This is a genomic window from Variovorax sp. J31P179 (genome assembly GCF_030316985.1).
GTDB lineage: Bacteria > Pseudomonadota > Gammaproteobacteria > Burkholderiales > Burkholderiaceae_C > Variovorax > Variovorax ginsengisoli_B.
This window is the reverse complement of the sequence record NZ_JASZYL010000007.1, coordinates 388,731-413,738: the sequence shown is the minus strand read 5'-3', so window position 1 is coordinate 413,738 and position 25,008 is coordinate 388,731. Positions and strand designations below refer to the sequence as shown.

Genomic DNA, 25,008 nt, shown 5'->3' with positions numbered 1-25,008 from the left:
GCGGCGTGCGCGGCAATGTCCGGGTCGATGTTCAGGCCAGCGGGATAAGCCATGACAACACGGCGCAAGGTGATCGAGATCGTCGGTGCGGCAGCCGCCAGCGTTGCCTTTCCCGAGATCACTCGGGCTCAACGGTCCCGCAACGACCGGGGCAAGGCGCTCGACCACGTGGTCGTGCTCATGTTCGAGAACCGCTCGTTCGACAACCTGCTCGGCCGCCTCTATGCGCCGGGCGAAGTCAAGTCGTTCGAGGGCGTGATCGGCAAGGATCTCAAGAACCCGATTCCGGAATGGGCCGAGCAAGGCGCCGAGCGCAAGTTCGTGCCCTACGGCGTGTCGCCCACGATGAACACGCCGCAACCGGATCCTGGCGAGGAGTATCCGCACATCAACACGGATCTGTTCGGAACGCTGGATCCGAAGAACCGTTTCATGCCGCTGGAGCGCATGGTGGCGCCGTACAACGCGCCGAGTGATCCGCGCCAGCAGCCGACGATGGACGGGTTCGTCATGGACTACATCAGCGCCTTCACGGCCGAGATGAAGCGGCAGCCCACCTACGACGAGTACGCCCGGATCATGACGGGGTACACGCCGGAGCAGATGCCGGTGACCTCGGCGCTGGCGCGTGGCTTCGCTGTTTTCGACCACTGGTTCTGCGAAGTGCCGTCGCAGACGTTCACCAACCGATCCTTCTTCCATGCGGGGACGGCTTCGGGGTTCGTCGTCAACATGTCTCCTCCGGATTCCTTTCCCCTTCGCAACAAGGCCGAGACGCTGTTCGAACGCCTGGAGGCCAAGGGGCTGACATGGCGCGTGTATTGCGACTCGCCGAGCCCGGCCTCCTTCACCGGGATCATTCACGCCTCACGCTTGCGCATCCGCTTCGCAACGAACTTCTCGACCGTCGCCGATTTTCTCGATGACGCCAGGAGAGGCCGCCTGCCGACCTACTCGTTCATCGAGCCGAACCTGTGGCACGGCCACAATGACATGCACCCGCCGATCTCGGCGCTGCTTCACGGCGTGCCGTACGACCCGCCGTCCTCGCTTCTGGGCGGCGACGCGCTGCTCGCGTCGGTCTACGACGCAGTTCGTTCTTCGTCGTCGCCGCGCGGATCGAACTACCTCAATACATTCCTGCTGGTCACCTTCGACGAATCGGGTGGAACCTACGATCATGTCCCGCCCCCGCCCGCCGTGCCGCCGACCCGCTCGGCACCTGCCGGCCAGATGGGGTTCACGTTCAATCGGTCAGGCGCGCGGGTGCCTGCGATCGCGGTCTCGGCATGGGTTCCCGAGCGCACCGTGGTCAATGACGAATACCGCCACACCGCATTGATCCAGACCCTGCGCAAGCGGTGGTCGCTCGGGCGCCCTCTCACCGCACGCGACGCCTCGGCACCGGACCTCGCGCCCGTTCTTTCGCTCGACCAGCCGAGGGCACCGGAACAATGGCCTGAGGTCACGCCAAGGCCGGTTCCGAAGTTCGATGTCGCCTTGCTTCCACCCGATCTGCCGCTGTCGCCGCTCGGCAAGGCGCTGGTGCACAGCATGCTGGCATTCGAGAAAGCCCTGGGCGCCGCGGTGCCCCCCGTCTCGCCGGACGCCAATCTCACCGGCGCAGAGGCCATCGCGATGCTTCGCGACGACGCCTTCAAGCTCTTTCCGGGATTGCGGACCACGTCCTGAGACAGGCCGCGGTCCGCAAGCCCTGCAGGGCCCTCGAGCTGCAGACGTTCTCGAAGTCGGAGAATGTCGCCAAGGAACTGCGCAAGCTGACCTTCGAGGACCTGGCGCAGGGTCGGGATCGCTCACGCCGTGCCAGCGGGGCGGCGCGGCGACGTTTCACCGTCCCTTTTTTCCGGGAGCGCGGTGCTCGAAGGCCGCGGCCTCCGGCTGCCGCCCCTCTCCAATGTCGATCATGATGCGTCGCGACAGCATGCGCAGCCAGGCGGGCTTCGCCTGAGACACGTACTTCAGCAGGCGCTCCCTGTTCTCCGGAGTGGGCTCGTAGTGTCTGAACATGGATTGCGCATTCCGGATGAACCTGAGCGCGTCCGCCGACGTCGCGGCCGGCCTCACCCACGTCGTGTAGGGATCCGTCCGGGGGGCGATGGGCTTCCTTTTCATGGCGATCTCCTCAATTCAGCAGCAGTCCGGCCAGTGCGTCGCGCGTGGGCTTCTGGTTCATCATGAGCATGTGTTGGATCTTGTAGTCCTCGAGGGTGAAGACGTGGTCGCCCTGCTGCAGAAAGAGTTCCAGAAGGCGCGCCGAGTACGCCGGCTGGGTGCCGTCTCCAGGCACGCTGACGGCATCGACAATCGGTTGCGCCTCGTCAGCCCACCCCCACCAGACGGCGCCCCTCGTCCGGTCCGCGGGCCTCGGCTTGGGGAAGTGCACTTTCAGCTGGACACCCCGGACGTTAAAGAACTTGTCGTATGAATCGAGTGGCTGCGCCAACTCCACCACCAGCGCTTCCGCGGCGTCGAGCTCCACAGGGTCGAAGCCCGTGCTGCCCGGGTAGCGGTCCTCGCCATTCGGCCCCGGTTGCGGGTTGTAGGGGTCGGCCATGTTCCCCGTGGCCTTGTCCAGGCTGGGATAGCTCAGGAGCGGGAATTCAGTGTCGGCCAGGAAGTCATATTTGTGGTCGACAAAGGTCTGCTCGTTCAGGAACTGCCAGGCGTAGCAGGCAGGCAGCGCACAGACCGTCCGGATGATGGCGTCCCGGTAGATGTTGCCGGGACCGTTGAAGTACGAATCCCCTTCGAACCAGCGGTGGACCTGGCTGACATAGCCGTAGAACGGTGTGCCCACCGTGATGACGTGGCTGATGTGACTGCTGTCGACGATGTTGCGCAGGAGCCAGTTGACCACCATGCCGCCGGCGCTGTGGCCGACCAGCGAATAGTCGTCGAGCGGATCGGCGCCGCACTCGGCCTTCACTCGAGCCTGGAACTCCGGCAGGAACGTGTCCCTGAAGAACACGCCGGTCTCCTGCATCCTCCGGCGCCAGTCCCAGCCGAACACGAAGTAGTCGAGATGGTTGTCCTCGCACCATTGCAGGAAGTCGGCGTACGGCGAGATGCTCTTCAGGAAGTGCTCGATCGCCTCGGCGGGAGGAAAGGGGACCGGATCGAACGGAATCAGGGCGCCTTCGAGGTCGATGGCGTCGCAGGCGAGGACCAAGCGCTGTTCGGTGTCCTCGTAGTAGTCGATGCCGTTCTCAGGTTTTCGCGTCAGCGCCATGTCGCATGCGGTGCCGTCCAGGAAGCATTCGAGTGTGGGAAATATCGTTTCGTACTTGAGGTCCTGGTCCGCAGCAGCAGGGTCGTAAGGCGTCGTCGCACGGATCAACCGGCTGGCCATGCCGCCAGGGAACAGGAAGACCGTGCGCCGTCTGCCATTTGCCAGCCCCGGGTTGTTGTTGTACCGCTCGATGAATTTGTCGATCGCAGGCCCCAGCACCTTCATCTGTTCGTCGTCGCGGGCTGTTGCGTAGCTCATGGCGAATCCCTTCTCGTGGTCCGTGCATCCTCTCGAGCGATCGCGTTGCGCTCGGGGCGGCTCGGGCATCGTGGGCGCGCGCGGGCCGGGTGTCGTCCCCAGGAAGGGTGATGTCGATGCAGGGGCGACCGTGGCCGATCGCGACCTTTGATTGCCAGTGAAGCGGGAGCCGAGGCCGAGCGACGCGTGCGCCACCCGGCGCCTTCCGCCAGAATGCCCCCGTGAAGGACACGCCGGCCCCATCGCCTTCCCCGCAAGCCCCGAAGGCCTCGTTCGCCTCGCGACTTTTCGGCTACGACGTGTTCGTCTCCTTCGCGCTCGGCGGGCCGCCGCGCGGCACGCAGAGCTACGCATCGGACCTCGCCAGGAGGCTGCGCGAGCGGGACCTGAGCGTGTTCTTCAGCGAAGACGAGGCGCCGCCCGGCGAACCGCTGTCCGACACCTTGAGGCGGGCGCTGCTGCGCTCGAAGCTGCTGGTGGTCGTCGTCAACCGCGGCACGCTGGAGCAGCCGAACTGGGTGCGCACCGAGGTCGAGACCTTCAGGGCGCAGCGGCCGGGCCGGCCGGTGATCCCGGTCTGCCTCGACGGCAGCTTCCGCGACCCCGCGCTGTCCGATGCCGTGCAGCCGTGGCTGCAGCACGCCGGCAGCATCTGGCTCGATGAACAGTCCGATCCAGCGGCCCGAGGCTTGGCGACCGACCCGCTCGTGGCGCGGCTGCTCACGGCGCCGCGCAGGCTGACGGCGAACCGGCTGTGGCGTGCATTGGTCGCCGGGGTGGGGCTGGGCCTGGCCGTGCTGGCGGCCCTCGCGGCCTGGCAGGCCTTGGTCGCCGTGCGTGAGCGCGACCGGGCCAACGCGCTGCGCGACCAGGCGCTCTCGCGTCAACTCGCGGCGCAGTCGACGGCGTCGCTGGTGCGCGATCCGGTGCGCGCGCTGCTGCTGGCGGTGCAGTCGCAGGCGATCACGCGCACGCCCGCATCGGACGCCGCCCTGCTGGGCGCCATGTCGTCGTTGCCCGTCACGCGCCTGCAGCAGCACCAGGCGGCCTTCGCCGCCCTGGCGGTGAGCCCCCAGGGCGATGCGCTGGCGCTCGCCGACGCGCATGGCGCGGTGCTGCGGGGCGCGCTGGACCAGCATGCGGTCGAGACTGTCGTGGCGCCAAAGGTCGGCATCAACCTCTACGGTGCCGTCACGGCCATCGCCTTCGCGCCCGATGGCCAGGCCTGGGCGCATGCCGGGTCCAGCCGCGAGATCAGCGTGCACACGGGCACGGGCAGCAGCACCCTGCCGGATGGCGACAAGATCGGCGAGGCTACACCGAGCTTCGTTTTCGGCCTGGCATTCAGCCCGGACGGCACGACGCTGGCCGCCGTGTCCAGCAGCAGGTCGCTGCGGCTGCACGACCTCGCCAGCCGCAGCGCCCGGCTGCTGCTGAGCTCGACGGTCGACCTCGCGGCCGTGGCTTTCAGCCCTGACGGCCGCTGGGTCGTCGCAGGCGGCGACCAGGGCTACATGCAGGCCGTCGCCGTCGCGCCCGGCGCCGCCGCTCCCAGGTTCGCGACTACGGCCATCGGCACGGTGGCGGCGCTGGCGTTCGACGCCTCCGGCCGCTGGTTGTTCGCCGCCTCGCGCGGCGGACGCATCGAGGTCTTCGATGCCCGGAGCGGCGAGCGGGTCGCGACGCAGGACGTGCCCGGGCAAGGCGCGCTCGAGCGGATGGCGGTGTCCCCGGACGGCCGCTTCATCGCGACCGGCCACGGCAACGGCGCGGTGATGCGCTGGTCATGGGCGGCCGATGCGCAGCCATGGCCGGGGCAGGTGCTGCTGCGCCATGCGGGCGCCGTGCGCGGCCTGGCGTTCGCGGCCGACGGACGCACGCTGGTCTCGGCCGGCCAGGACGGCAGGCTGTTCGTGACGCTGCCGGTCGACCGCGGCCGCTGGCAGCCATGGACCGGGCCGGCGCCTGCGCCTCCGCGGTCCGAGGCGCGCGGCGTGCGCAGCCCGGACGGACGCTGGATCGTCTGGCCAGGCACCACGGCACCGGCGCCGTCGCCCTTCAACGTCGACACCAGCGGTCTTGCCAGCGTGGAAGTGCCGCGATTGACCGTGGTCCGCGCCAGCGATCGCCAGCCGGTCCTGGACGGCGCGGAGCTGCCGGGCGAGATGGGCGAATCGATCGCCGGAAACCCCGTGTTCGCGACCGACAGCACGCGGGTCGCGGTGCAGGTCGGCGGCCGGCTGCTGTTCTGGGACCTGCCCGCCGCCGCGCCGCTGGATACCGCGGTCGCGCTGCCGCCGGGCGCCCGGCTGCTCGGCGCGGCACCGGATGGCGCGGGCTGGATCGCCGGCACCGGTTCGCAGGCGGAGCAACGCTACGTGTTCGAGGCCGACGTCGGCCGATGGGCGCAAGTGGCTTGCCGACTCGCCGGACGCGCGTTGACGGTCGAGGAGTGGCGACGCTACGTCGGCGCCGAGCGGCCGTACGCGCCCCCGTGCGGCTAGACCTCGGCGAGTGACAGCCGCCCCTTCGCGTCTCAGAATTCGATGCCTGTCGGCCTTTCAGGAGGATCCATGAGCGACGAAGAGAAGCCCAGGCGCTGGTGGCTGACCCTGCCCGGTGTCATCACGAGCCTGACCGCGGCCGTGACCGCAGTGGCCGGGCTGATCGTCGCGGTCAGGCAGGCGGGCTGGATCGGGCCCCCGAGCCCGCCAGCCGCCACGCAGTCGTCGGCGCAGGTGCCAGCAGCCCCGCCTGTGCCCAGCGCGCCGCCGACCTCCGGCGCGGCCGCCCGCGCCGTCGAGCTCCCCGCCCTGCGCGACTACACGCTCGGCCCGGGCTCGGGCAACGTGACCTTCACGCTGCTGCAGGCCGAGCTGTCGCCCCAGACCGCCGAGCAGGAGGCGCTGACCATCCGGCTGCGCCTCACGAACCACGGCAACTACGACACGAACTTCTGGGACCGCTCGTTCCGATGGATCGTCGGCGGCGTGCCCATGGCGCCCGATGGCGGCCTGAACGAACTGGTGCCCGCGCGGTCGGCCAAGGAGGGCCGCGTGAAATTCGTGATTCCGCGTGGGAGCGCCGACGGCAAGCTCGAGATCAGCTATGGCGACGACCGCACCGAGATCCCGCTGGCGCTGGGCGCGGCGCGCTAGGGCTGCACGCCCTTGAGGCTCCTGGACGCGCTCGTATAGCCGCCGCCGCCGCCGTCGACGAAGTGCACGTGAAGGCTGTCGGCCGGCGAGGTCACCAGGCAGGTCATGAGCGCGGTGTCCGACAGATGGATGCCGTAGCGGATGCCGCCCGACAGTGCTTTCTCGGCCATGTACTTCCTGATCGGCTCGACCGCCGCCAGCGGACAGTCGATGACGAAGCACAGCGTTTCGTCGTGCCTGCAGAAGTCGGTATTGGTGACGATCTCGCGCCGATAGCGCTCGGGATCGAAGCCGCCGATGGGCTTGCCGCGCGCCAGGACGATCCGCGCCAGCAAGGTCTCTGCCAGCACCCGCGCGGTCCAGGCCAGCAGCGACCCTTTGCGTCGCCGCGCGCGCGCCTCGAGCATGAAGCCCTTCGGCGGCCAGCGCGCCCGCAGGGTGTTCAGGCTGACCGGGCGCGACTGGTCGTCCGGGCCGGCGAGTCGGAGGATGTCGGCATAGACCTCGCGCAGCCCGGCCCGGCCGCGCACGATCATGGTCAGCATCGTGCCGCGGGTCGAATGCAGGGTGTCCCACCGGCACGACAGGCCCTCCAGGTCGACCGGCTCGCCGTCGTCCAGCGATTCGGGGATGGCGGCGAGGCGGCCCAGCTCGGCATCTCCGTGCCCCCTGACCGCGGCTTCGAGAACGCCGACACCGCCGCCGAGGAAAACACCGAAACTGTTGCCCGGCGTCGGCTCGAACCGGCCCACCAGCACGTCGCAGCCGAAGCGGCGCAGGGTGTCGACCGGGACCAGGCCCGCGCGCAGCGTGAGGCCGAAATCGCGCGCCGCCTGCCCGCGGGCCCGCGCGAGCTCGACGCGGGCCCGCTCGATGCATGCCGGCGGCACCAGCACGACCGCCCCGTCGCCGCCGAACAGGAAAGGGATGCGGACGGGTGCGCAAAGATTGCGCAGGCCCGCGATGCCCATGGCCGCCACGAAATTGACCGTCTTGTGGAGCCCTCTGGCGATCGCACCCGTCGAGTCGACGATGTCGGTCACCGCGAGCGCCCAGTCGCCCGGTGCCGGCCGCCAGCCGTCCGGCTCGAAGGTGTCGCGTTCGTTGGCGAGCAGCGGCAGCTCCGCGAAGAAGCCGGCTGCAGGGGGCGATGGTTCGGCTGCGTCGGGGGGCATGGGAACCGGGTCGGAGTCGGGCTGCCCAGTGTAGCCATCGCAACCGGCGCCATCGCGCTCACTGCGGCTCGAGCCCTGCGCGCTTCATCATCGCCTCGGTCAGGGCGATCTCCTGCGTGAAGCCGCGCGCATAGGCCTCCGGGCCCTGGGGGCTGACCTGGCCGCCGCGTTCGACCAGCGCGAGCGCCACGGCCGGTTGCTTCAGCGCGCTCTCGAAGGCCGAACGGATCCGCGCGACGATGGCGTCCGGCGTGCCGGCCGGCACCGAGACGCCGCCCCAGGAGGTCAGGTCGACGCCGCGCACGCCCAACTCCGCGAGCGTGGGCACCTCCGGCAGCAGCGGATTGCGCGCGCTGCCCGCCACCGCCAGCGCCTTCAGCTTGCCGGCCTGGATCTGCGTGAAGGCGACCGAGAAGATCGGCGTGCCGAAGCTCACCTGGTTGCCGAGCACGGCGTTGACCAGCTCCGACGCACCCTTGTACGGCACGTGCGTGGCCTGGGCGTCGACCGCGTTCAGCAGCAGTTCGACGCCGAGGTGCGAGGGCGTGCCGACGCCCCCCGACGCATAGTTCAGCTTGCCGGGGTTGGCCCGGGCCCGCGCCACCAGATCGTCCAGCGTCCGGATGCCCGAGTCCGGGTTCACGATCAGCACGATGTCGGACGTGGTCAGCCGCATCACGTGCCGGAAGTCCTTCAGCGCGTCGTAGCCGGGCACCTTGTACATGCGCATGTTGGCGGCCATCGGGGCGGCCGAATAGATCCAGGTGTAGCCGTCGGGCGGCGACTTGGCCACCAGCCGGGCGCCGATGTTGCCGCCGGCGCCGGCCCGGTTCTCGATCACCACCGGCTGTCCGAGCAGCGGCGACACGGCTTCGGCCAGGATCCGTGCCGTGATGTCGGGGCCGGTGCCGGCCAGGTAGGGAAGCACCCACTTGATCGGTCGCGAGGGCCAGGGATCGGCCGCGAAGGCGGGCCAGGCGGCGGGCAGCAGGGCCGCGGCCGCCGCGCAGCCAAGCAGCCTGCGTCGTTGCAGGGGGTTCATCTCAGTCTCCTTTTTTGTGGGTGGGAAGGCGTTCAGCCCGGCTCGCCGATCAGCTCGCGCGCGATCGTGTTGCGCTGGATCTCGCTGGTGCCGGTGAGCACCCGGTACATGCGCAGCATGCGGAACAGGAACTCGACCCGCCGCCCCTGCACGATGCCTTCGCCGCCATGGATCTGGACCGCCCTGTCGGCGATGCGGAAGGCGGCCTCGGAACAGAACAGCTTGGCCATCGAGGCCTCGGCGCGCGCCTCGCCGCCGGCATCGATCTGGCGCGCGGTGGCGATCATCAGCGAGCGCGCCGCGACCAGGTCGGTCGCCATGTCGGCCAGCATGTGCTGGATGGCCTGGAACTCGCCGATCGCACGGCCGAACTGGCGCCGCCGGCAGGCATAGTCGCGGGCGTCGCGCAGGGCGACCGTGGCCAGCCCGACCATGGCCGGACAGTGCAGCAGCCGGTTGACCGTGATCCGGCCCAGCGCCAGCGCCAGGCCGCGGCCCGGCTCGCCGATCATGTTGGCGGCCGGCACGCGGCAGTGCGCGAGCACGATGTCGCCGGTGTGCGACTGGCCGGCCATCGTCTTGTAGCCGGACTCCACGCGCACGCCGGGCTGCGCCAGGTCGACGAAGAAAGCCGATACCTCGCGCCGCTGCGGATCGTCCGAGGTCGAGGCCATCAGCACCGCGAAGTCGGCGAAGGGCGAGCCCGAGATGAAGCGCTTGCGGCCGTCGATCACGTAGTCGTCGCCGTCGCGCACCGCGCGGGTCTGCACGGCGCCGGCGTCGGAGCCGGCCTCGGCTTCGGTGAGCGCGAAGCAGATCGCCTTCTCGGCCTGCGCCACCGGCACGATGAAGCGCTCCAGCTGGTAGGGCGTGGCCTTGCGGGCCAGGGCACCGACCCGCGGCGGGCCGCTGAGCTCGCCGAAGACATGGGGCGCCAGCGGCGAGCCGCTGGCGTAGATCGCTTCCTTGATCAGCACGTGGTCGAGCACCGAGAGGCCGAGGCCGCCCATCGACACCGGCAGCGTCATGCCGTAGAAGCCCAGTTCGTGCGAGCGGCGCCAGATGCGCTGCAGCGTCTGGCGGTCGGCGCCGTGCTCGTGGTCGATACCCTGCGTGCGCGCCAGCGCATCGAGCTCGCCGTGCAGGAAGTCGCCGATGCGCCCGATCAATTCGGCGGCGCGCGCCGAGCCCTCGAAGGCGGTGGCGAAGAGCGGCGCCGGACGCAGCGGCACGGCGGGGGGAGAGGTGGTCATGGTTCGGGTGCTCCTGTCAGTTGACCATGCGGCTGTGGCCGGCCCAGTAGGGGGCCTGGATCTGCTTGCGCGCCACCTTGCCGTTCGGGTTCTTCGGCAGGGCGCGCACGAACTCGATATGGCGCGGCCGCTTGAAACCGCCCAGGCGCTGGGCGCAGAAGCTCTCGAGCGCCTGCGCGTCGGCTGCGCAGTCGGGCTTGAGCACGACCTGCGCCGCCACCGCCTCGCCCCATTTGTCGTCGGGGATCGCGAAGACGCAGGCGTCCTCCACCGCCTCGTGCTGGTAGAGCACCGCCTCGACCTCCGACGGATAGACGTTGAAGCCGCCGCTGATCACCATGTCCTTCTTGCGGTCGACGATGTAGACGTAGCCGTCGGCGTCCATGCGCGCCAGGTCGCCGGTGTGATAGCGGCCGTCCTTCAGCACCTCGGCCGTCAGCGCGGGCGCACGCCAGTAGCCGGCGAAGACGTCGGCGCCGCTGACCACGATCTCGCCGATCTCGCCGCTGCCGACCGGCCGGCCCGCGTCGTCGACGATCTCGACCTTGGATTCCAGGAAGGGGCGGCCGCAGGACGCCAGCCGTTCGGGCATGGCGGCCCGGGCGAACAGGTGGTCTTCGACGCTGAGGCCGCAGACACCGGAGGTGGTCTCGCCGGCGCCGTAGCCTTGCGACAGGACCGGGCCGAAGACGTCCATGGCGCGCAGGATCCGCGCCGGCGCCATCGGCGCTGCGCCATAGCCCAGGCGCAGCAGGTCGGGCAGCGGACGGTAGCGTCCGCCGAGCTCGGCCAGCAGCATGTTGATCATGGTCGGCACCATGAAGGTGTGGGTCACGCGGTCGGCCTTCATGTCGGCCAGGAAGCGGCCGGGCTCGAAGTTCGAGAACAGCCGGATGGTGGCGCCGCTGCACAGCGCCGGCACGATCTGCATGCCCGAGGCATGCGTGATCGGCCCGACCAGGCCGAGCAGGTGGCCGGCATGCATGCCTTCTGAACGCGTGAGGAACTTGCGCAGCTGCGCCAGCCGGTTGCCGAAGGTCTGCATCGCGGCCTTGAGCACGCCCGAGGAGCCCGAGGTGTAGTGCAGCACCGCCACCTCGTCGGCATCGACGACGGCCGGCGTGAAGCTGTCGCTGGCGCGGCCCAGCAGCCGTTCGTAGGCATCCGGCCCGTCCGCCGGGCCGTCGACGAGCAGCAGGCGCGGAGCGCTGGCGCCAAGGTGCGGCCGGAACGACTCGGCGCGTTCGGCGGTGGTCACGACCAGTGCCGCCTCGCTGTTGGCGACGATGTCGCCGACCTCCTTCGGCGACAGCCGGGCATTGAAGGGTGCCTTGACCAGCGCCGCCTTGTAGCAGGCCAGCTCGATCTCGACGATCTCGACGCAGTTCGGCAGGTAGATGCCGACGCGGTCGCCGCGCTTCAGCCCGGCGCCGAGCAGCGCGTTCGCGAGGCGGTTGGAGCGCTGCTCCAGTTCAGCGTAGGTCAGGCTGCGTGCCGGGCTCCTGACGGCGGTCTGCCGGCCGTAGGCGCGCGCACAGCGCGCGACGAGTTCACCGACATTGGCGACGGCGCGGGGTGGGTTCTGGCTGGTGTTCAACGGTGTCTCCTTGTCTTCGCCATGTGCTGCATGGCACGGGACCCGACTGTTCCAGAATCGGTGCCGCGCAAGGAAATACCGTTTGCTGATGCCGGGCCATCAATCGAAGTGATGGCCGGGCCGCGCAGGGCTCAGGAAGGGGACAGCAGCCGGGCGTCCCAGACCTTGTCGCGTATCAGCCGGGCGGTCTGCTCGGCCAGCGCATCCATGACGACGCTCGTCGCCGGCTCGATCGTGCGGTCCGATGGCGTGGCCAGGAAGTAGCTGCGCTGCAGCTCCGGGCGCACCACCCGGGCGACGATCCAGTCCCGCGATCCGGGCGCCGTGTCGCCCAGGGTGCAGGCAGGCGTGAACGTGAAGCCGGCGCCGCAGACATAGAGCGAGCGGATCACGCGAGCCGAGTCCTGCTCGTGCACCACGTTCAGGGTGACGCCGAGCGTCGCGGCGGCATCCTCGACGCGCTGGCGGATCGAGAAGCGCCTGGACTGCAGCACCAGCGGCAGCCGGGCCGCCAGCTCGAAGTCGATCTCGGGCCTTGCGGCCTTGCGTCCGCGCGGCGACCGCAACCGAGGCGCCAGCGTGCCGTCGGCATCGCGCCCGCACAGGAAGATCGACTCGCAGGCCAGCGGCTCGCAGCGCAGCCCGTCGACCAGCGGTGCGTCGACCAGGATGCCGACGTCGGCCCGCCGCTCGACCATGGCCTTCTTCACCATGAGGCTGAGGTCGTCGAGCACGAAGACGCGGATCCGCGGATGCGACAGCTTCAGCGCGGCGAGCACCGGGCCGAGCAGCAGCGCCGCCAGCAGGAAGGGCGCGGCCACCGTGACCGAGCCTTCGGGGCCCTCGGGCACGCGCTGGATGCGGTCGCGCATCGCGTCGGCATCGGAGAGCAGCCGGCGCGCATCCTGGTAGAGCTGGAGGCCGGCCGGCGTCGGTGTCACGCCGACGTGCGAACGCTCGAACAGCTGGGCGCCGAGTTCGCCTTCGAGCTTCTTGATCTGCGCCGTGAGCGCAGGCTGGGCGATGTAGAGCGAACCGGCCGCGCGCGAGAGGCTGCCGGCTTCGAGGACGGCGATGAAGTAGCGCAGCGTGCGGAGGTCCATGGGCGCCATTTTGCGGCGGCATTCACCCGCGACCCTTCGTGCTGCGAGCGAGCGTTGAACCGAGTCAGTAGTTGAGCTTCGGATACCAGTCGGTGCCGCGGCCGCCCGGGGTCAGGTCCAGCACCGACCAGAGCGAGGCGATGTCGGGCGCGTCGCGCGGATCCTGGCCGGGGTCGGCCATCTCGCGCGTCATCTCGCTGGCCCAGAACAGCCGCACCCGGTCGCCATCGCGCCGGAACACGATCAACGCCGGATATTCGCTGCCGTCCGGCAACAGCACTCCGAGGTCCCTGGCGTAGTCGTCGCCGACGGTCTGGACGAAGTTCAGGTCGCGCCAGCCGCGCTCCTGCGCGAAGGCGAACTGCCGCTCGACCGAGGAGCGCCCCAGGATCTTGAGCGCCACCCGCTGCTTGATGTCGGCCGCATTGCCGTTCACCGCGCCGAGCCAGTTGGTGCACATCGGACACGGCCGTTCGCGCTGCGACCCGTACATCCAGAAATAGGTGACCAGCGTGTCCTTGTCGCCGAAGAGGTCGATCAGGCCGACCTCGAAGGCCTGCTCGTCCTTGAAGCGTTAGTCCTTCTCGATCACCGGCCCGGGCGGCAGCGCGCGGCGCTGCACGGTCAGTCGCGTCATGTGGCGGCGGAACTCGATCTCTTGCGCCAGCAGCGCCTGGCGGGCCGTCTCGTAGTCGGCCGATGCGCCGGGGAACGGCGTCTTCGCCAGCTTTGCGAGTTCTGCGGCCGGGGTCAGTGGGACTGTCATGGCAGGGCTCCTCGGTGGTGCGCGCAGCGGATTGTGCATCGCTTGGCCCGGCGCCGCCTTCGGAGTATGGTCCTCGCCTCGGCCATCCCAAGGAGCGCCACCGTGCAGATCGGCGTACAGAACTTCGCGACCCGTGCCCCGCCGCTTTTCGAATCCAGGGAGGCCGAGCGCGCGCATTCGCTGCAGCGCCTCGCGGCCGCCTGCCGCATCTTCGGCCGGCGCGGCTTCTCCGACGGGCTGCTGGGCCACGTTACCCTGCGAGACCCCGAGCTCCCCGACCATTTCTGGGTCAACCCGGTGGGGATCGCCATGCACCAGGTCAAGGTCTCGCACCTGGTCCAGGTCGATCCGCAAGGCCAGGTGGTGCGCGGCAGCGGCATGGTCAACCCGGTCGGCCTGCTGCTCCACACCGCGGTGCACCGGGCGCGCCCCGAGGTCAACGCGGTCTGCCACGCCCATGCGCTGCATGCGTCGACCTGGTCGTCCTTCGAGCGCCGGCTGGACCCCATCACCCAGGACGCCTGCATCTTCTTCGAGAACCAGGCGCTCATCCTGGCGCCGCGCGTGGTGCGGGACGCCGAGACGGCGCGCCGCTTCGCCGAGGGATTCGGCCAGCACCGCATGGCCATCCATGGCGGCCACGGCATCTTCACGACCGGCCAGACCATCGACGAAGCCGCCTGGTGGTTCGTGCTCATGAACCGATGCTGCGAAGCGCAGCTGCTGGCCGAGGCCGCGGGCACGCCGACGCAGTGGCCGCCCGAGGACGCCCGCTGGCTGGCGTCGGTGCTCGGGTCGCCGACCTTCGGCTGGCTGTCGTTCCAGACGCTCTGGGACGAGATCATCCGCAGCGACCCCGACCTCGTGGATTGACGGCCGGGGCAATCACTTTTTCGACTGCATCGTCGTGAAATTAAATCGCTTTTTGACGCACTGACTTCCTTTCAGAATCGGCCTTCGAAGCGTGATGCGGGCTTCGCCGTCGCCTCGGCGGCCCCCCGCCGCGAGCCCACCTCTGAAAGGCCTTGAAATGAGATTCCTCCGTTCTTCGTCGCTCGGCCTTGCCGCCCTGCTCCTGTGCGCCGGCGGCACTGCCTTCGCCCAGTCCGACACGCTGGCCAAGATCAAGGCCAGTGGTGCCATCACCATCGGCAGCCGCGACAGCCAGATCCCCTTTTCGTACAAGCCGGGCGGCAGTGCCGATCCGGTCGGCTTCACCAACGACGTCTGCCTGAAGATCGTCGATGCGGTCAAGGCCAGGCTCGGCATGCCGAAACTCGAGGTGCGCTACACGACGCTGACCTCGACCAACCGGATCCCGCTGCTGACCAACGGCACCGTCGACCTCGACTGCGCGACCACGACCAACACGGTCCAGCGACAGCAGCAGGTGGACTTCGCGCCGAGCCATTTCGTCACCAGCATCACCGCTGCAGTTAAGAAGAACTCGGCGATCCACTCGTTCGCCGACCTCAACGGCAAGAAGATCTCGACCGTCGCCGGCAGCACCGGCGTTCAATTGCTGCGCGGCTACCGCAAGAGCGGAAACATCGAGGTCGAGGAACTGGCGGCCAAGGACACGGCGGACGGCTTCCTGCTGCTGGCTTCCGACCGCACCGCGGCCTACATCCTGGACGACGTGCAGCTGGCGGGCCTGATCGCCACGTCCCCCAACCCCGGCGACTTCAGGATCCTGACGCAGGAGTCGCTGCGCCAGGAACCCTACGGGATCATGTACCGCAAGGACGACCCGCAATTCAAGGAGATCGTCGACCGCACCGTGACCGAGCTGATGAAGTCGGGCGCCATCGACGAGATCTACACGAAGTGGTTCATGAAGCCGATCCCGCCGGCCAATGCAAACCTCAACTTCCCGATGACGGATGCCGTCAAGGACGCCTACCGGCATCCGAACAACAAGGGTGTCTGAGCTGCCAGGGCATGTTCACCCTAGCTCGCCTGGAACATCCGCGTGAAGTCGCAGCACTCCTGCGCCAGCATGATGATGGAGGCCAGGAGCGAACTCCGATGCTCGCCCTTGCACATCGCGACGTAGGCCACCGGGGGCAGGGCGGGCAGCACGTCGAGCTGCACCAGCAGGCCGTCGTCGAGCATTTGCGCGACCGCGTCCTTCGGCAGGTAGCTCACGCCCAGGCCCGAGATGGTCAGGCCGATCAGCGCGACCAGGTTGTGGATCACGATCGGCCTGGCCGGCTGCACGCCGAGGTCCTTCATCCAGCTGTCGTAGAGCAGCCCGGTGCCCGACCGCGAGCCCTGCAGCAGCATCTGGTGGCCCGCGAGTTCGTGCAGCCGGATCGGCTTGCCGGCCGGCACGACGCCCGGCTTGCACATCCAGGCGCTCTCGACGCTGCCCACTGCCTTGGCCGGGATGCGGGTGTCGGAAAAGGCGTCGGGCACGATGATCAGGTCAAGCTCGTCGGCCAGCACCTTCTCGCGCAGGTTGACGCTGCTGTCGACGTCGGGCTCGAGCGTGACCTTCGGATAGTGCACCTGGATCAGCTCGACCCAGCGCGGCAGCCAGGTCATGGCGGTGAGCTCGGTGACGCCGATGCGCACGCGCCGCTCGATCACGTCGATGCGGCCGAACTGCTCGACCGCGGCATCGCGCTGCGCGAGCAGCTGCCTGGCCAGCACGAACATCTCCTCGCCCTTGTCCGTCAGTCGCGCCGAGCGCTGGCTGCGGTCGAAGAGCGCGGTGTCGAAGGCCGTCTCGAGTTCGTGCACGCGCTTGGAGATGGCCGACTGCGAGGTATGCAGCTTGTTGGCCGCGAGCGCGAAGCTGCCGAGTTCGCCGATCCAGTAGAGCGCCTCGAGCTGCTTGAAGGTCATCATGAAAGGCTGGCTCCTGGCGTGGTGATCGATCGCTTTTACTCGCCGAATCGTAGCGAATCACATCGCTTCCAGAAATGAAGGAAAACCAGCCATGACCGCTCACTCGCAAGGCGAGCTCTTCTCCGACGCATTGATCGCGCAGATCAAGAGCCGGTTCTACTACGTCGACCACGACATGTCGGGCCGCGAGCGCCTGTTCTTCGACAACGCTGGCGGCTCCTTCCGCCTCAAGGCGGCGGTCGAACAGTTCGCCCTGATCGACGCGCTGCCCGACTGCCCCGAGCGCATCCACGAGCTTGCGATCTTCTTGCAGCAGGTCCAGGCCAGGGGCAGCGACGACCTCCGCACGATCCTCAACGCTAGGGGCGGCAGCGTGTACGCGTCGCTGACCGCGTCGGGCGCGATGTTCGACATGGTTCGCGCCATCGCCGAGAACGTGCCCGGCAAGAACATGGTGACCACGGTGCTCGAGCATCCGTCCTCCTTCGACGCCATGTCGCTCTATGCCGGGCGCACCGGCAAGCAACTGCGCGTCGCGCCCTCGAACCCCGTGACGGGCGGCGTCGACGTCGACGCCATCGTCCGACTGGTCGACCAGGACACGTGCTTGCTGAGCGTGATCTACGCCTCCAACATCTCCGGCGCCAAGCTCGATGTGGGCGAGATCGTCAAGCGCGCGCGGGCGATCAAGCCCGACCTCTACATCGTCGTGGACGCCGTGCAGCACGCGCCGCATGGGCTGATCGACCTGCAGCAGACGCCGGTGGACGGCATCAACATCGCGCCCTACAAGTTCTTCGGCTGCCGGGGCTCCGGCATGTCGTGGGTGTCGGAGCGCGCCGCCGTGCTGCCGCACCACAAGCTCGCGGGCAAGAAGAAAGATTTCTGGGACCTGGGCAGCGCCGCGCCGTGGCAGTTCGCGGTCGTGACCGCGATCGTCGACTACGTGTGCTGGCTGGGCGGCCAGTTCGTCGACAGCGACGACCGGCGAGCCCGGTTTGCCTCCGGCATCGAGAAGATCGAGCTGCACGAACGCGCCTTGCTGGCGCGCCTGCTCGACGGCACGGCGCAGATGCCGGGCCTGCGCGCGATGGACGGCGTCCAGGTCTTCCTCGACTTCGAAGACCTGACGAAACGCGACTTGATCCTCGCGATCGGCATTGACAATCTCGAGCACGCCCAGGCGGTGCGCGAGTACGAGAAGCGCGGCGTCATCGTCTACGAGCGGGTGGCGTCGAGCCTGTACTCGAAGCGCATGCTGGATTCGTTCGGCCTCGAAGGTGCGGTGCGGGTGTCGCCGCTGCATTGCAATTCGGCGGCCGACATCGACCGCTTCCTGCGGGTCACGCGCGAGATCGGCGAGGCCTTCGCGGTTGCGCCGGCCCGCTAGCGGCGGACCGCTCAGACCCCCAGCAGCTCTTCCAGCACGGCCGGCTCGGCCAGCAGCTCGGCCGAGGCGCCATGCCGCACGATGCGGCCTTTTTCCATCACCACCGCGAGGTCGGTGTGGCCGAGCACGCGGCGCCAGTCGCGGTCGACGATCAAAGTCGCGATGCCGGTCGAGCGGATGCCGGCGATCACGCGCCAGATCTCGGCCACGATCAGCGGCGCCAGGCCTTCGGTGGCCTCGTCGAGGATCATCAGCCGCGGGTTGGTCATCAGCGCGCGGCCGATCGACAGCATCTGCTGCTCGCCGCCCGACAGCTGCTGGCCGCCGTGCGAGAGCCGTTCGGTGAGCCGCGGAAAGGTCGCCATCACGCGCTCGAAGGTCCACTCGCGCTTGCCATCGATGCCGGGGCGCGCGCTCATGACGAGGTTCTCGCGCACCGACAGGTTGGGGAAGATGCCGCGCCCTTCGGGCACGTAGCCAATGCCGCGCCGCGCCATCTTCTCGGGCGTCCAGCCGGTCACGTCCTGGTCGTCGAGCCGCACGCGCCCCGAGGCCGGCCGCACGTAGCCCATCAGCGAGCGGATCAGCGTGGTCTTGCCCATGCCGTTGCGCCCGAGCAAGCCGACCGAGGTGGCGGCCGGCATCGCGACGTCGACGCCGCGCAGGATGTGGCTGTCGCCGTAGTAGGTGTTGAGTGCTTCGATCTGGAGCATGTCAGCGGGGCGGTTCATTCAATGGTCCTCGCCGAGGTAGGCTGTCCGCACTTCGGGATTGGTCCGGATCGAATCCGGGTCGCCGGTCGCGATCACCGTGCCGTTGACCATCACCGTGATGCGGTCGGCGATGCGGAACACCGCGTCCATGTCGTGCTCCACCAGCAGGATCGCGTGCGAGTCCTTGAGGCGCGTGAGCAGCGCCAGCATGCGCTCGGTTTCCTCGGCGCCCATGCCGGCCAGAGGCTCGTCGAGCAGCAGCACGCGCGGCCGGGTCGCCAGGCACATCGCGACCTCGAGCTGGCGCTTGGCGCCATGGCTCAGCGTGCCGGCGATGCGCTCGGCCACGCCGTCGAGGCCGGCCGCGGCCAGCGCCTCGCGGGCCGACGCATTGCTCTCGGCGCAATGGCTGGACGATTGCCAGATGGCCCACGGCCGCGGGTTCGCGGCCTGCGCCGCGAGGCGGCAGTTCTCCAGCACCGTGAACTCGGGAAAGATCGTGGTCCGCTGGTAGCTGCGGCCGACGCCGGCCAGCGCGCGGCGGAACTGCGCCCGGGTCGTGATGTCCTCGCCGTCGAGCGAGATGCGGCCGTCCGACGCGTCGATCTCGCCCGACAGCATGTTGATCAAGGTCGACTTGCCGGCGCCGTTGGTGCCGATCACCGCATGCACCTCGCCGCGCCGCAGGTCCAGGTTCACCGCATTGACCGCGACCAGTCCGCCGAAACGGCGGGTGAGCGATTCGACCGCAAGCAGGGTGGTCATGCGGCAGCTCCCTTGGCCGGTTTGGCCGCAGCGGGCGACATGCGGGCCGCGATGCCGATGATCCCCTTGGGCAGCAGCGCCACGAAGGCGATGATCGCCAGCCCCAGCGTGAGCTGCCAGTGGTCGGCCAGCGGCCCGACCAGCGCGTGGGTGGAGAGCAGCTCCTTCAGCAGGGTGAAGGCGACCGCGCCGATCACCGCGCCGCGCAGGTGGCCGAGGCCGCCCAGGATGATCATCAGCAGCACCTCGCCCGAGTTGTGCCAGGCCAGCAGCTCGGGGTTGACGACGCCGTCGCGCGAAGCCAGCAGGAAGCCCGCGAGCCCGGCCAGCGCGCCGGCGATCACGAAGGCGGCGAGCTTGTAGCCGTAGACCGCGAAGCCGGCCGCGCGCATGCGCTGCTCGTTGACCCGGATGCCGGCCAGCGCGGCGCCGAAGCGCGAGCGCCGGATCAGCGCCAGCAGGCCATAGGTCAGCACCAGCGCCGCCAGCACCACATAGAACTGCGTGTAGCGGTTTTCCATGTCGAGCGCGCCGAGGGTCGGGCGGATGTACATGTAGATGCCGTCGCTGCCGCCGCCGAGCGCGGTGTCGTGGAAGACGAAGAAGGCCATCTGCGCGAACGCCAGCGTGACCATGATGAAGTAGACGCCGCGGGTGCGCAGGCTCAGCGCCCCGACCGCCAGCGCATAGGCCGCGGCCGAGCCCATGGCCAGCGGCAGCAGCAGTGCGATCGAGCCGCCGTCCTTGCCAGAGCCGAGCACGGTCGCGTAGGCGCCGATGCCGTAGAAGGCCGCGTGGCCCAGGCTCACCAGGCCGGTCATGCCGACCAGCAGCTCGAGGCTCAGCGCGAAGATCGACAGGATCATCACCTTGACCACCAGGTCGGACAGGTAGGGGCTCAGCATCGGGCCGAACACGGCCAGGACGATGGCGCAAAGCAGGGGGATGGAATGGGATAGGCGTTGCATGTCAATGTCCGCCCGGCCGCCCGAAGGGCATTGAGCGCCCCCTCGGGGGGCAGCGATACACGAAGTGATGAGCGTGGGGGCAATGCATGTCAGACCTTGCGCCCCATCAGGCCTTCGGGGCGCCATATCAGGACGATCGCCATCAGCACGTACACGCCCATGCCGCTCAGCTCGGCGAAGAAGACCTTGCCGAAGGTGTCGACGAAGCCGACCAGCAGGGAGGCCACGAGTGCGCCGGTGATCGAGCCGATGCCCCCGATCACCACCACCACGAAACAGATGATCAGCACGCTGGCGCCCATGCCCGGGTAGACCGAGGACATCGGCGCCGCGATCATGCCGGCCAGCGCGGCGAGCGCGACGCCGGCCGCGAACACGATGCGGTAGAGCCGCCGGATGTCGATGCCCAGCCCGCGCACCATGTCGCGGTTGCTGGCGCCGGCACGGATCATCATGCCCAGGCGCGTGCGGTTGACCACGTAATAGAGCCCGATCGCCAGCACCACGCAGGCCGCCGAGGCGAACAGCCGGTACCAGGGGTAGCTCATGAGGTCGCCGAGCGCGAAGCTGCCCTCGAGCCAGGGCGGCGCCTTGACGCCGTGGACGTCGTTGCCCACCAGGATCGAGCGCAGCTCCTCGAACACCAGGATCAGCCCGTAGGTCATGAGCACCTGCTGCAGGTGGTCGCGCTGGTAGAGATAGCTGAAGAAGGCCCACTCGAGCAAGTAGCCGAACACCGCGGCCAGCACCACGCCGACCGCCAGCATCACGATGAACTGGTCGCCGAACAGCGGCGACAGCGCGAAGGCCATGTAGGCCCCGAGCATGTAGAAGCTGCCGTGCGCCAGGTTGATCACGCCCATGATGCCGAAGATCAGCGTCAGGCCGGAAGCGACCAGGAACAGCAGCAGCCCGTACTGCACGGAGTTCAGGCACTGAACGAGAAAGGTACCGAAGTCCATGCAGCGTCTTCGCTCTCGATTACAGCTTGCAGCCGCGCGCGGGGTCGGCGAGATTCTTCACGGCGATGTTCACCAGCTTGTTCTCGTTGCCCTCGACCTTGCGCAGGTAGACGTCCTGCACCGGGTTGTGCGCCTTGTTCATCGTGAACGTGCCGCGCGGGCTGTCGATCTTGGCCTTCTCGACCGCGGCCGCGAACTCGGCCTTCTTCGAGATGTCGCCCTTCACGGCCGCGAGGCCGATGCCGAGGATCTGCGCCGCGTCATAGCCCTGCACCGCGTACACATCAGGCTGCAGCTTGAAGCTCTTGGCATAGGCGGTGCGGAAGGCCGTGTCGCGCGGCGTGTTCAGGCCGTCGGCATAGTGCAGCGTGGTCTGCATGCCCTGGGCGGATTCTCCCTGCGCCTCGAGCGTGCCGTCGGTCAGGAAGCCGGGGCCGACCAGCGGGATGGTCTTGTTGAGGCCGGCCGCCGCATAGTCCTTGACGAATTTGACCGCGCCGCCGCCGGCGAAGAAGGCATACACCACGTCGGGCTTGGCCGCCGCGATCTCGGTCAGCAGGGCCTGGAACTCGACGTTCGGGAACGGCACCGTGAGCTGCTTGTCGACCTTGCCGCCGGCCTTCTCGAAGCCTTCCTTGAAGCCGGCCACCGACTCGTCGCCGGCCGCGTACTTCCAGGTGATGGTCATCGCCTTCTTCTTGCCCTGCTTGCCGGAGACCTCGCCCATCGCGTAGGCCGGCTGCCAGTTCGAGAACGAGCTGCGGAAGATGTTCTGGGCGCACATCGGGCCGGTGACCGCATCGGCGCCGGCGTTCGGCACGATCAGCACGGTGCCGCTTTCCTTGGCTGCCTTGGCCATCGCCATGGCCACGCCCGAATGCACCGTGCCGATGATGACGTCGACGTTGTCGCGCTTGATCAGCTTGTTGACGTTGTCGGTGGCCTTGGCCGGGTCCGATTCGTCGTCGACCTTGACGAATTCGATCTCGCGGCCGGCGAACTTGCCGCCCTGCTCCTCGAGGCGCAACCGGAAGCCGTTCTCGATGGCGACGCCCAGCGCGGCGTAGGTGCCGCTGAACGGCAGCATCAAGCCCACCTTCAGCTTGCCCTGCTGGGCGTGCCCGAGCGTGGCGACACAAGCGAGCGCCAGGGCGGTGAGGGTGGTGCGAGCGATGCGGTGGCTCATTGAACTGACTCCTTCGGTTGATGAAATTACTTTACTGCTAAACTATTCATGACTCAAGTAAGAGTTTCCCCCAAGGACCACCGTTCCGCTCGCGCGGACGAGGCGGGTGATCAGGGAGAGCTTTCCGACTTGACAAATGAAACGGTCGCCACTATCGCCGTTTCGGGCTGATCGCGATGCGGGGAATGCCCGCAGTCGGGAATCTCCAGCAGCCGGGTCTGGGGCACGCGCTCGGCGATGCCGCGGATCTGGCGCAGTGTGCCGTACTCGTCATCGATTCCCTGGATAGCAAGAATCGGGCAACGGATGGTGGCCAGCTCGCCTTCGATGTTCCATTGCCTGAAGGGCGGGTGCAGCCAGATCCGGTTCCAGCCCCAGAAGGCCGAATCGACGTCGTCGTGGTAGCGCCCGAGTTTCTGCCGCAGGTCGGTGTCCAGGTAGGCCTGGCGCGCCAGCTCGATGTTGGCAACGGTCACGTCCTCGACCAGGATGTGCGGCGCCATGACCACCAGCCCGGCCACGCGGTCGGGGAATTCCGCCGCGTACAGCAGCGCGATCGAGCCGCCGTCGCTGTGGCCGAACAGCCAGGGTTTTTCCTGCAGGCCGATCGCCTCGAAGAAGGCCGGCAGCACCTCGTGCGCCTGGCGGTGCATGAAGTCCACGTCCCAGGTCTCGTCGGCGTCGCGCGGCGTCGAGCGGCCGTAGCCGGGGCGCGAGAACACCAGGCCGCGGAAGCCGCCGGCCGTGCACAGGCGTTCGGGGAAATCCTTCCACATCGAGATCGAGCCCAGGCCTTCGTGCAGGAAGACCAGCAGCGGCGCGTCGCTGCGCTCGGGTGCGATTCGCTGGTATTCGACGCGCACGTCCTTGCCCCGCCAGTGGATGGCGGCGAATTCGGAGTCGGTCAGCATTGTTTCGCCGCCGGGCCGCCCCAAGGCGAAACGGGCCCCCTCGGGGGGCAGAGAGGACACGAAGTGCCGAACGTGGGGGTCATTTTTTTTCCCGTTCGCGCAGGCGGAAGCGCTGGATCTTGCCGGTCGCGGTCTTGGGCAGCTCGTCCACGAACTCGATGAAGCGCGGGTACTTGTAGGGCGCCAGGCGCTCCTTGACGAAGGCCTTGAGCTCGTCCTCGCCGACCGGCTGGCCGTCCTTGCGCACCACGTAGGCCTTGGTCTTGGTCAGGCCGTCGGCGTCTTCCTTGCCGATCACCGCAGCCTCGAGCACCGCCGGGTGCTGCATCAGCGTGGCCTCGACCTCGAAGGGCGAGACATAGATGCCGCTGACCTTGAGCATGTCGTCGCTGCGCCCGGCGTAGGTGTAGTAGCCGTCGGCGTCGCGCGAGTACTTGTCGCCGCTCTTGGTCCAGCCGTCGCGGAAGGTCTCGGCGCTTTTTTCGGGGTTGCCCCAGTACATCACCGCCGTGCTCGGGCCCTTGATGTAGAGATCGCCGACTTCGCCGTCCGCGACCGGCTGGCCGTCTTCGCCGCGCAGCTCGATCTCGTAGCCCTCGACCGGCTTGCCCGTGGTGCCGTAGCGGATGTCGCCGGGCCGGTTCGACAAAAAGATGTGCAGCATCTCGGTGGAGCCGATGCCGTCGACGATCTCGCAGCCGAAATGGGCCTTGAAGCGCTGGGCGATCTCGCCCGGCAGGGCTTCGCCGGCCGACGAGCACATCCGCAGCGCGACTGCCTCGCGCGCCGGCAGCCGGGGCGAGGCCAGCATGCCGGCGAAGCCGGTCGGGGCGCCGAAGAAGACCGTCGGCTTGACGCCGCCCTGGCCGGTCCAGCGCTTGAAGGTGGCGTCGGGCGTCGGCCGCTCGCCCATCAGCAGCACCGTGGCGCCGACCGACAGCGGGAAGGTCAGCGCATTGCCAAGGCCGTAGGCAAAGTACATCTTCGCGGCCGAGAAGCAGACGTCGTCTTCGGTCAGGCCCAGCACCGGCTTGCCATAGAGCTCCGCGGTCCACCAGGGGTTGCCGTGGGTGTGGACCGTGCCCTTGGGCTTTCCGGTCGAGCCCGAGGAGTAGAGCCAGAAGGCATGGTCCTGCGGCGTGGTGGCGGCCGGCGCCGCCAGCGCTTCGTTGCGCGCGATGGCCGAGTCGAAATTCTGCGCGCCGTCGGGCAAGGCGCCCGTGGGCTGCGACACGAACAGCGCCCGCACGGCGTTCGGCGCCTTCGCCATCGCCTCCTGCAGCACCGGCAGCAGCGCGCCCGACACCAGCGCCGCGGTGGCGCCGCTGTGGGCCAGCATGTAGGCGTAGTCGTCGGCCGTGAGCAGCGTGTTGACCGCCACCGGCACCACGCCGGCATAGAGGCTGCCCAGGAAGCTGACCGGCCAGTCGCTGCCGTCGAGCATCAGCAGCAGCACGCGGTCCTCGCGCCGCACGCCGCTGGCGAGCAGGGCGGCGGCCAGCCGGCGCGCGCGGTCCTCGAGCTGGCCGTAGCCGAGCGCGCCGCGGTCGTCGACATAGGCCGCCTTGGTGGCGCGGCCGCGGTTCAGCGCGAACAAGTGCTCGGCGAAGTTGAAGGTGTCGGGCAGGGTCATCGTGGGTCTCCTCACTGGCTACTGG

21 protein-coding genes and 1 pseudogene are annotated in these 25,008 nt (G+C 68.7%); 6 read left to right on the top strand and 16 right to left on the bottom strand.

Translation table 11 applies throughout. The annotated features are described in order from the left end of the window. The first annotated feature begins 51 nt into the window (after nt 1–51). The gene (locus QTI17_RS20820; RefSeq protein ID WP_286535299.1) at nt 52–1,692 is read left to right on the top strand and encodes an alkaline phosphatase family protein; all 1,641 of its coding nucleotides are present in this window, start codon (nt 52–54) and stop codon (nt 1,690–1,692) included. Between the two features lie 156 nt (nt 1,693–1,848). On the opposite strand, the gene QTI17_RS20815 is transcribed toward QTI17_RS20820, so the two are convergent. Both QTI17_RS20815 and QTI17_RS20810 read right to left on the bottom strand, forming a co-directional pair. Then, on the bottom strand, nt 1,849–2,133 hold the full coding sequence (locus QTI17_RS20815) for a hypothetical protein (RefSeq protein WP_286535298.1): 285 nt from the start codon (nt 2,131–2,133) through the stop codon (nt 1,849–1,851). 10 nt (nt 2,134–2,143) lie between these two features. Next, nucleotides 2,144–3,508 carry an esterase/lipase family protein gene (locus QTI17_RS20810; RefSeq protein WP_286535297.1) on the bottom strand — a complete coding sequence of 455 codons (1,365 nt, stop codon included), beginning with the start codon at nt 3,506–3,508 and terminating at the stop codon, nt 2,144–2,146. 221 nt (nt 3,509–3,729) lie between these two features. Between QTI17_RS20810 and QTI17_RS20805 the strand changes: the two genes are divergently transcribed. After that, the gene (locus QTI17_RS20805) at nt 3,730–6,012 is read left to right on the top strand and encodes a toll/interleukin-1 receptor domain-containing protein (RefSeq protein ID WP_286535296.1); all 2,283 of its coding nucleotides are present in this window, start codon (nt 3,730–3,732) and stop codon (nt 6,010–6,012) included. Between the two features lie 69 nt (nt 6,013–6,081). Further along, nucleotides 6,082–6,666: a hypothetical protein gene (locus tag QTI17_RS20800; protein ID WP_286535295.1), complete on the top strand. Its 585-nt coding sequence runs from the start codon at nt 6,082–6,084 to the stop codon at nt 6,664–6,666. On the opposite strand, the gene QTI17_RS20795 is transcribed toward QTI17_RS20800, so the two are convergent. The 6 genes and pseudogenes from QTI17_RS20795 to QTI17_RS20770 form a co-directional block, all read right to left on the bottom strand. Continuing rightward, the gene (locus QTI17_RS20795) at nt 6,663–7,841 is read right to left on the bottom strand and encodes a DUF3095 family protein (RefSeq protein WP_286535294.1); all 1,179 of its coding nucleotides are present in this window, start codon (nt 7,839–7,841) and stop codon (nt 6,663–6,665) included. The genes QTI17_RS20800 and QTI17_RS20795 overlap by 4 nt on opposite strands. Before the next feature lie 58 nt (nt 7,842–7,899). After that, nucleotides 7,900–8,883, bottom strand: a complete 984-nt coding sequence (locus QTI17_RS20790) for a Bug family tripartite tricarboxylate transporter substrate binding protein (RefSeq protein WP_286535293.1) — start codon at nt 8,881–8,883, stop codon at nt 7,900–7,902. A 32-nt stretch (nt 8,884–8,915) separates the two neighbouring features. Continuing rightward, entirely contained in the window at nt 8,916–10,136 is a 1,221-nt protein-coding gene (locus tag QTI17_RS20785) for an acyl-CoA dehydrogenase family protein (protein ID WP_286535292.1), read from the bottom strand. Nucleotides 10,137–10,152: 16 nt separating this feature from the next. Continuing rightward, entirely contained in the window at nt 10,153–11,733 is a 1,581-nt protein-coding gene (locus QTI17_RS20780) for an AMP-binding protein (RefSeq protein WP_286535291.1), read from the bottom strand. A gap of 131 nt (nt 11,734–11,864) precedes the next feature. Beyond that, nucleotides 11,865–12,836, bottom strand: a complete 972-nt coding sequence (locus QTI17_RS20775; protein ID WP_286535290.1) for a LysR family transcriptional regulator — start codon at nt 12,834–12,836, stop codon at nt 11,865–11,867. Nucleotides 12,837–12,900: 64 nt separating this feature from the next. Next, a pseudogene (locus QTI17_RS20770) lies at nt 12,901–13,641 on the bottom strand (DUF899 family protein). 63 nt (nt 13,642–13,704) lie between these two features. Between QTI17_RS20770 and QTI17_RS20765 the strand changes: the two are divergent. Further along, the gene (locus QTI17_RS20765; RefSeq protein WP_286535289.1) at nt 13,705–14,475 is read left to right on the top strand and encodes a class II aldolase/adducin family protein; all 771 of its coding nucleotides are present in this window, start codon (nt 13,705–13,707) and stop codon (nt 14,473–14,475) included. Between the two features lie 157 nt (nt 14,476–14,632). Further along, nucleotides 14,633–15,532 carry an amino acid ABC transporter substrate-binding protein gene (locus QTI17_RS20760; RefSeq protein ID WP_286535288.1) on the top strand — a complete coding sequence of 300 codons (900 nt, stop codon included), beginning with the start codon at nt 14,633–14,635 and terminating at the stop codon, nt 15,530–15,532. A gap of 20 nt (nt 15,533–15,552) precedes the next feature. Here QTI17_RS20760 and QTI17_RS20755 read toward each other — a convergent pair whose 3' ends face one another. Further along, entirely contained in the window at nt 15,553–16,452 is a 900-nt protein-coding gene (locus tag QTI17_RS20755) for a LysR family transcriptional regulator (RefSeq protein ID WP_286535364.1), read from the bottom strand. 94 nt (nt 16,453–16,546) lie between these two features. Here QTI17_RS20755 and QTI17_RS20750 point away from each other — a divergent pair, with 94 nt between their 5' ends. Then, nucleotides 16,547–17,845, top strand: a complete 1,299-nt coding sequence (locus QTI17_RS20750; RefSeq protein WP_286535287.1) for an aminotransferase class V-fold PLP-dependent enzyme — start codon at nt 16,547–16,549, stop codon at nt 17,843–17,845. An 11-nt stretch (nt 17,846–17,856) separates the two neighbouring features. On the opposite strand, the gene QTI17_RS20745 is transcribed toward QTI17_RS20750, so the two are convergent. The 7 genes from QTI17_RS20745 to QTI17_RS20715 all read right to left on the bottom strand — a co-directional run bounded on the left by QTI17_RS20745 (nt 17,857) and on the right by QTI17_RS20715 (nt 24,983). Then, on the bottom strand, nt 17,857–18,558 hold the full coding sequence (locus QTI17_RS20745; RefSeq protein WP_286521613.1) for an ABC transporter ATP-binding protein: 702 nt from the start codon (nt 18,556–18,558) through the stop codon (nt 17,857–17,859). 18 nt (nt 18,559–18,576) lie between these two features. Further along, nucleotides 18,577–19,323 carry an ABC transporter ATP-binding protein gene (locus QTI17_RS20740; protein ID WP_286535286.1) on the bottom strand — a complete coding sequence of 249 codons (747 nt, stop codon included), beginning with the start codon at nt 19,321–19,323 and terminating at the stop codon, nt 18,577–18,579. Beyond that, the gene (locus tag QTI17_RS20735; protein ID WP_286535285.1) at nt 19,320–20,291 is read right to left on the bottom strand and encodes a branched-chain amino acid ABC transporter permease; all 972 of its coding nucleotides are present in this window, start codon (nt 20,289–20,291) and stop codon (nt 19,320–19,322) included. Before QTI17_RS20735 ends, QTI17_RS20740 begins: the two co-directional genes overlap by 4 nt. Nucleotides 20,292–20,380: 89 nt before the next feature. Continuing rightward, nucleotides 20,381–21,253 (bottom strand): branched-chain amino acid ABC transporter permease, encoded by an 873-nt coding sequence (locus QTI17_RS20730; protein WP_286535284.1) that lies wholly within the window; start codon nt 21,251–21,253, stop codon nt 20,381–20,383. Between the two features lie 19 nt (nt 21,254–21,272). Further along, nucleotides 21,273–22,439: an ABC transporter substrate-binding protein gene (locus QTI17_RS20725; protein WP_286521616.1), complete on the bottom strand. Its 1,167-nt coding sequence runs from the start codon at nt 22,437–22,439 to the stop codon at nt 21,273–21,275. 110 nt (nt 22,440–22,549) lie between these two features. After that, nucleotides 22,550–23,350: an alpha/beta fold hydrolase gene (locus tag QTI17_RS20720; RefSeq protein WP_286535283.1), complete on the bottom strand. Its 801-nt coding sequence runs from the start codon at nt 23,348–23,350 to the stop codon at nt 22,550–22,552. 79 nt (nt 23,351–23,429) lie between these two features. Beyond that, nucleotides 23,430–24,983: a benzoate-CoA ligase family protein gene (locus QTI17_RS20715; RefSeq protein ID WP_286535282.1), complete on the bottom strand. Its 1,554-nt coding sequence runs from the start codon at nt 24,981–24,983 to the stop codon at nt 23,430–23,432. Nucleotides 24,984–25,008: the final 25 nt, after the last annotated feature.

What these genes read in the sequence shown, in the direction of transcription:
- QTI17_RS20735 (WP_286535285.1), bottom strand. Translation starts at nt 20,291, where the DNA reads ATGCAACGCCTATCCCATTCCATCCCCCTGCTTTGCGCCATCGTCCTG.
- QTI17_RS20715 (WP_286535282.1), bottom strand. Translation starts at nt 24,983, where the DNA reads ATGACCCTGCCCGACACCTTCAACTTCGCCGAGCACTTGTTCGCGCTG.
- QTI17_RS20820 (WP_286535299.1), top strand. Translation starts at nt 52, where the DNA reads ATGACAACACGGCGCAAGGTGATCGAGATCGTCGGTGCGGCAGCCGCC.
- QTI17_RS20815 (WP_286535298.1), bottom strand. Translation starts at nt 2,133, where the DNA reads ATGAAAAGGAAGCCCATCGCCCCCCGGACGGATCCCTACACGACGTGG.
- QTI17_RS20760 (WP_286535288.1), top strand. Translation starts at nt 14,633, where the DNA reads ATGAGATTCCTCCGTTCTTCGTCGCTCGGCCTTGCCGCCCTGCTCCTG.
- QTI17_RS20795 (WP_286535294.1), bottom strand. Translation starts at nt 7,841, where the DNA reads ATGCCCCCCGACGCAGCCGAACCATCGCCCCCTGCAGCCGGCTTCTTC.
- QTI17_RS20755 (WP_286535364.1), bottom strand. Translation starts at nt 16,452, where the DNA reads ATGACCTTCAAGCAGCTCGAGGCGCTCTACTGGATCGGCGAACTCGGC.
- QTI17_RS20810 (WP_286535297.1), bottom strand. Translation starts at nt 3,508, where the DNA reads ATGAGCTACGCAACAGCCCGCGACGACGAACAGATGAAGGTGCTGGGG.
- QTI17_RS20740 (WP_286535286.1), bottom strand. Translation starts at nt 19,323, where the DNA reads ATGACCACCCTGCTTGCGGTCGAATCGCTCACCCGCCGTTTCGGCGGA.
- QTI17_RS20720 (WP_286535283.1), bottom strand. Translation starts at nt 23,350, where the DNA reads ATGCTGACCGACTCCGAATTCGCCGCCATCCACTGGCGGGGCAAGGAC.
- QTI17_RS20745 (WP_286521613.1), bottom strand. Translation starts at nt 18,558, where the DNA reads ATGCTCCAGATCGAAGCACTCAACACCTACTACGGCGACAGCCACATC.
- QTI17_RS20790 (WP_286535293.1), bottom strand. Translation starts at nt 8,883, where the DNA reads ATGAACCCCCTGCAACGACGCAGGCTGCTTGGCTGCGCGGCGGCCGCG.
- QTI17_RS20800 (WP_286535295.1), top strand. Translation starts at nt 6,082, where the DNA reads ATGAGCGACGAAGAGAAGCCCAGGCGCTGGTGGCTGACCCTGCCCGGT.
- QTI17_RS20725 (WP_286521616.1), bottom strand. Translation starts at nt 22,439, where the DNA reads ATGAGCCACCGCATCGCTCGCACCACCCTCACCGCCCTGGCGCTCGCT.
- QTI17_RS20775 (WP_286535290.1), bottom strand. Translation starts at nt 12,836, where the DNA reads ATGGACCTCCGCACGCTGCGCTACTTCATCGCCGTCCTCGAAGCCGGC.
- QTI17_RS20750 (WP_286535287.1), top strand. Translation starts at nt 16,547, where the DNA reads ATGACCGCTCACTCGCAAGGCGAGCTCTTCTCCGACGCATTGATCGCG.
- QTI17_RS20730 (WP_286535284.1), bottom strand. Translation starts at nt 21,253, where the DNA reads ATGGACTTCGGTACCTTTCTCGTTCAGTGCCTGAACTCCGTGCAGTAC.
- QTI17_RS20785 (WP_286535292.1), bottom strand. Translation starts at nt 10,136, where the DNA reads ATGACCACCTCTCCCCCCGCCGTGCCGCTGCGTCCGGCGCCGCTCTTC.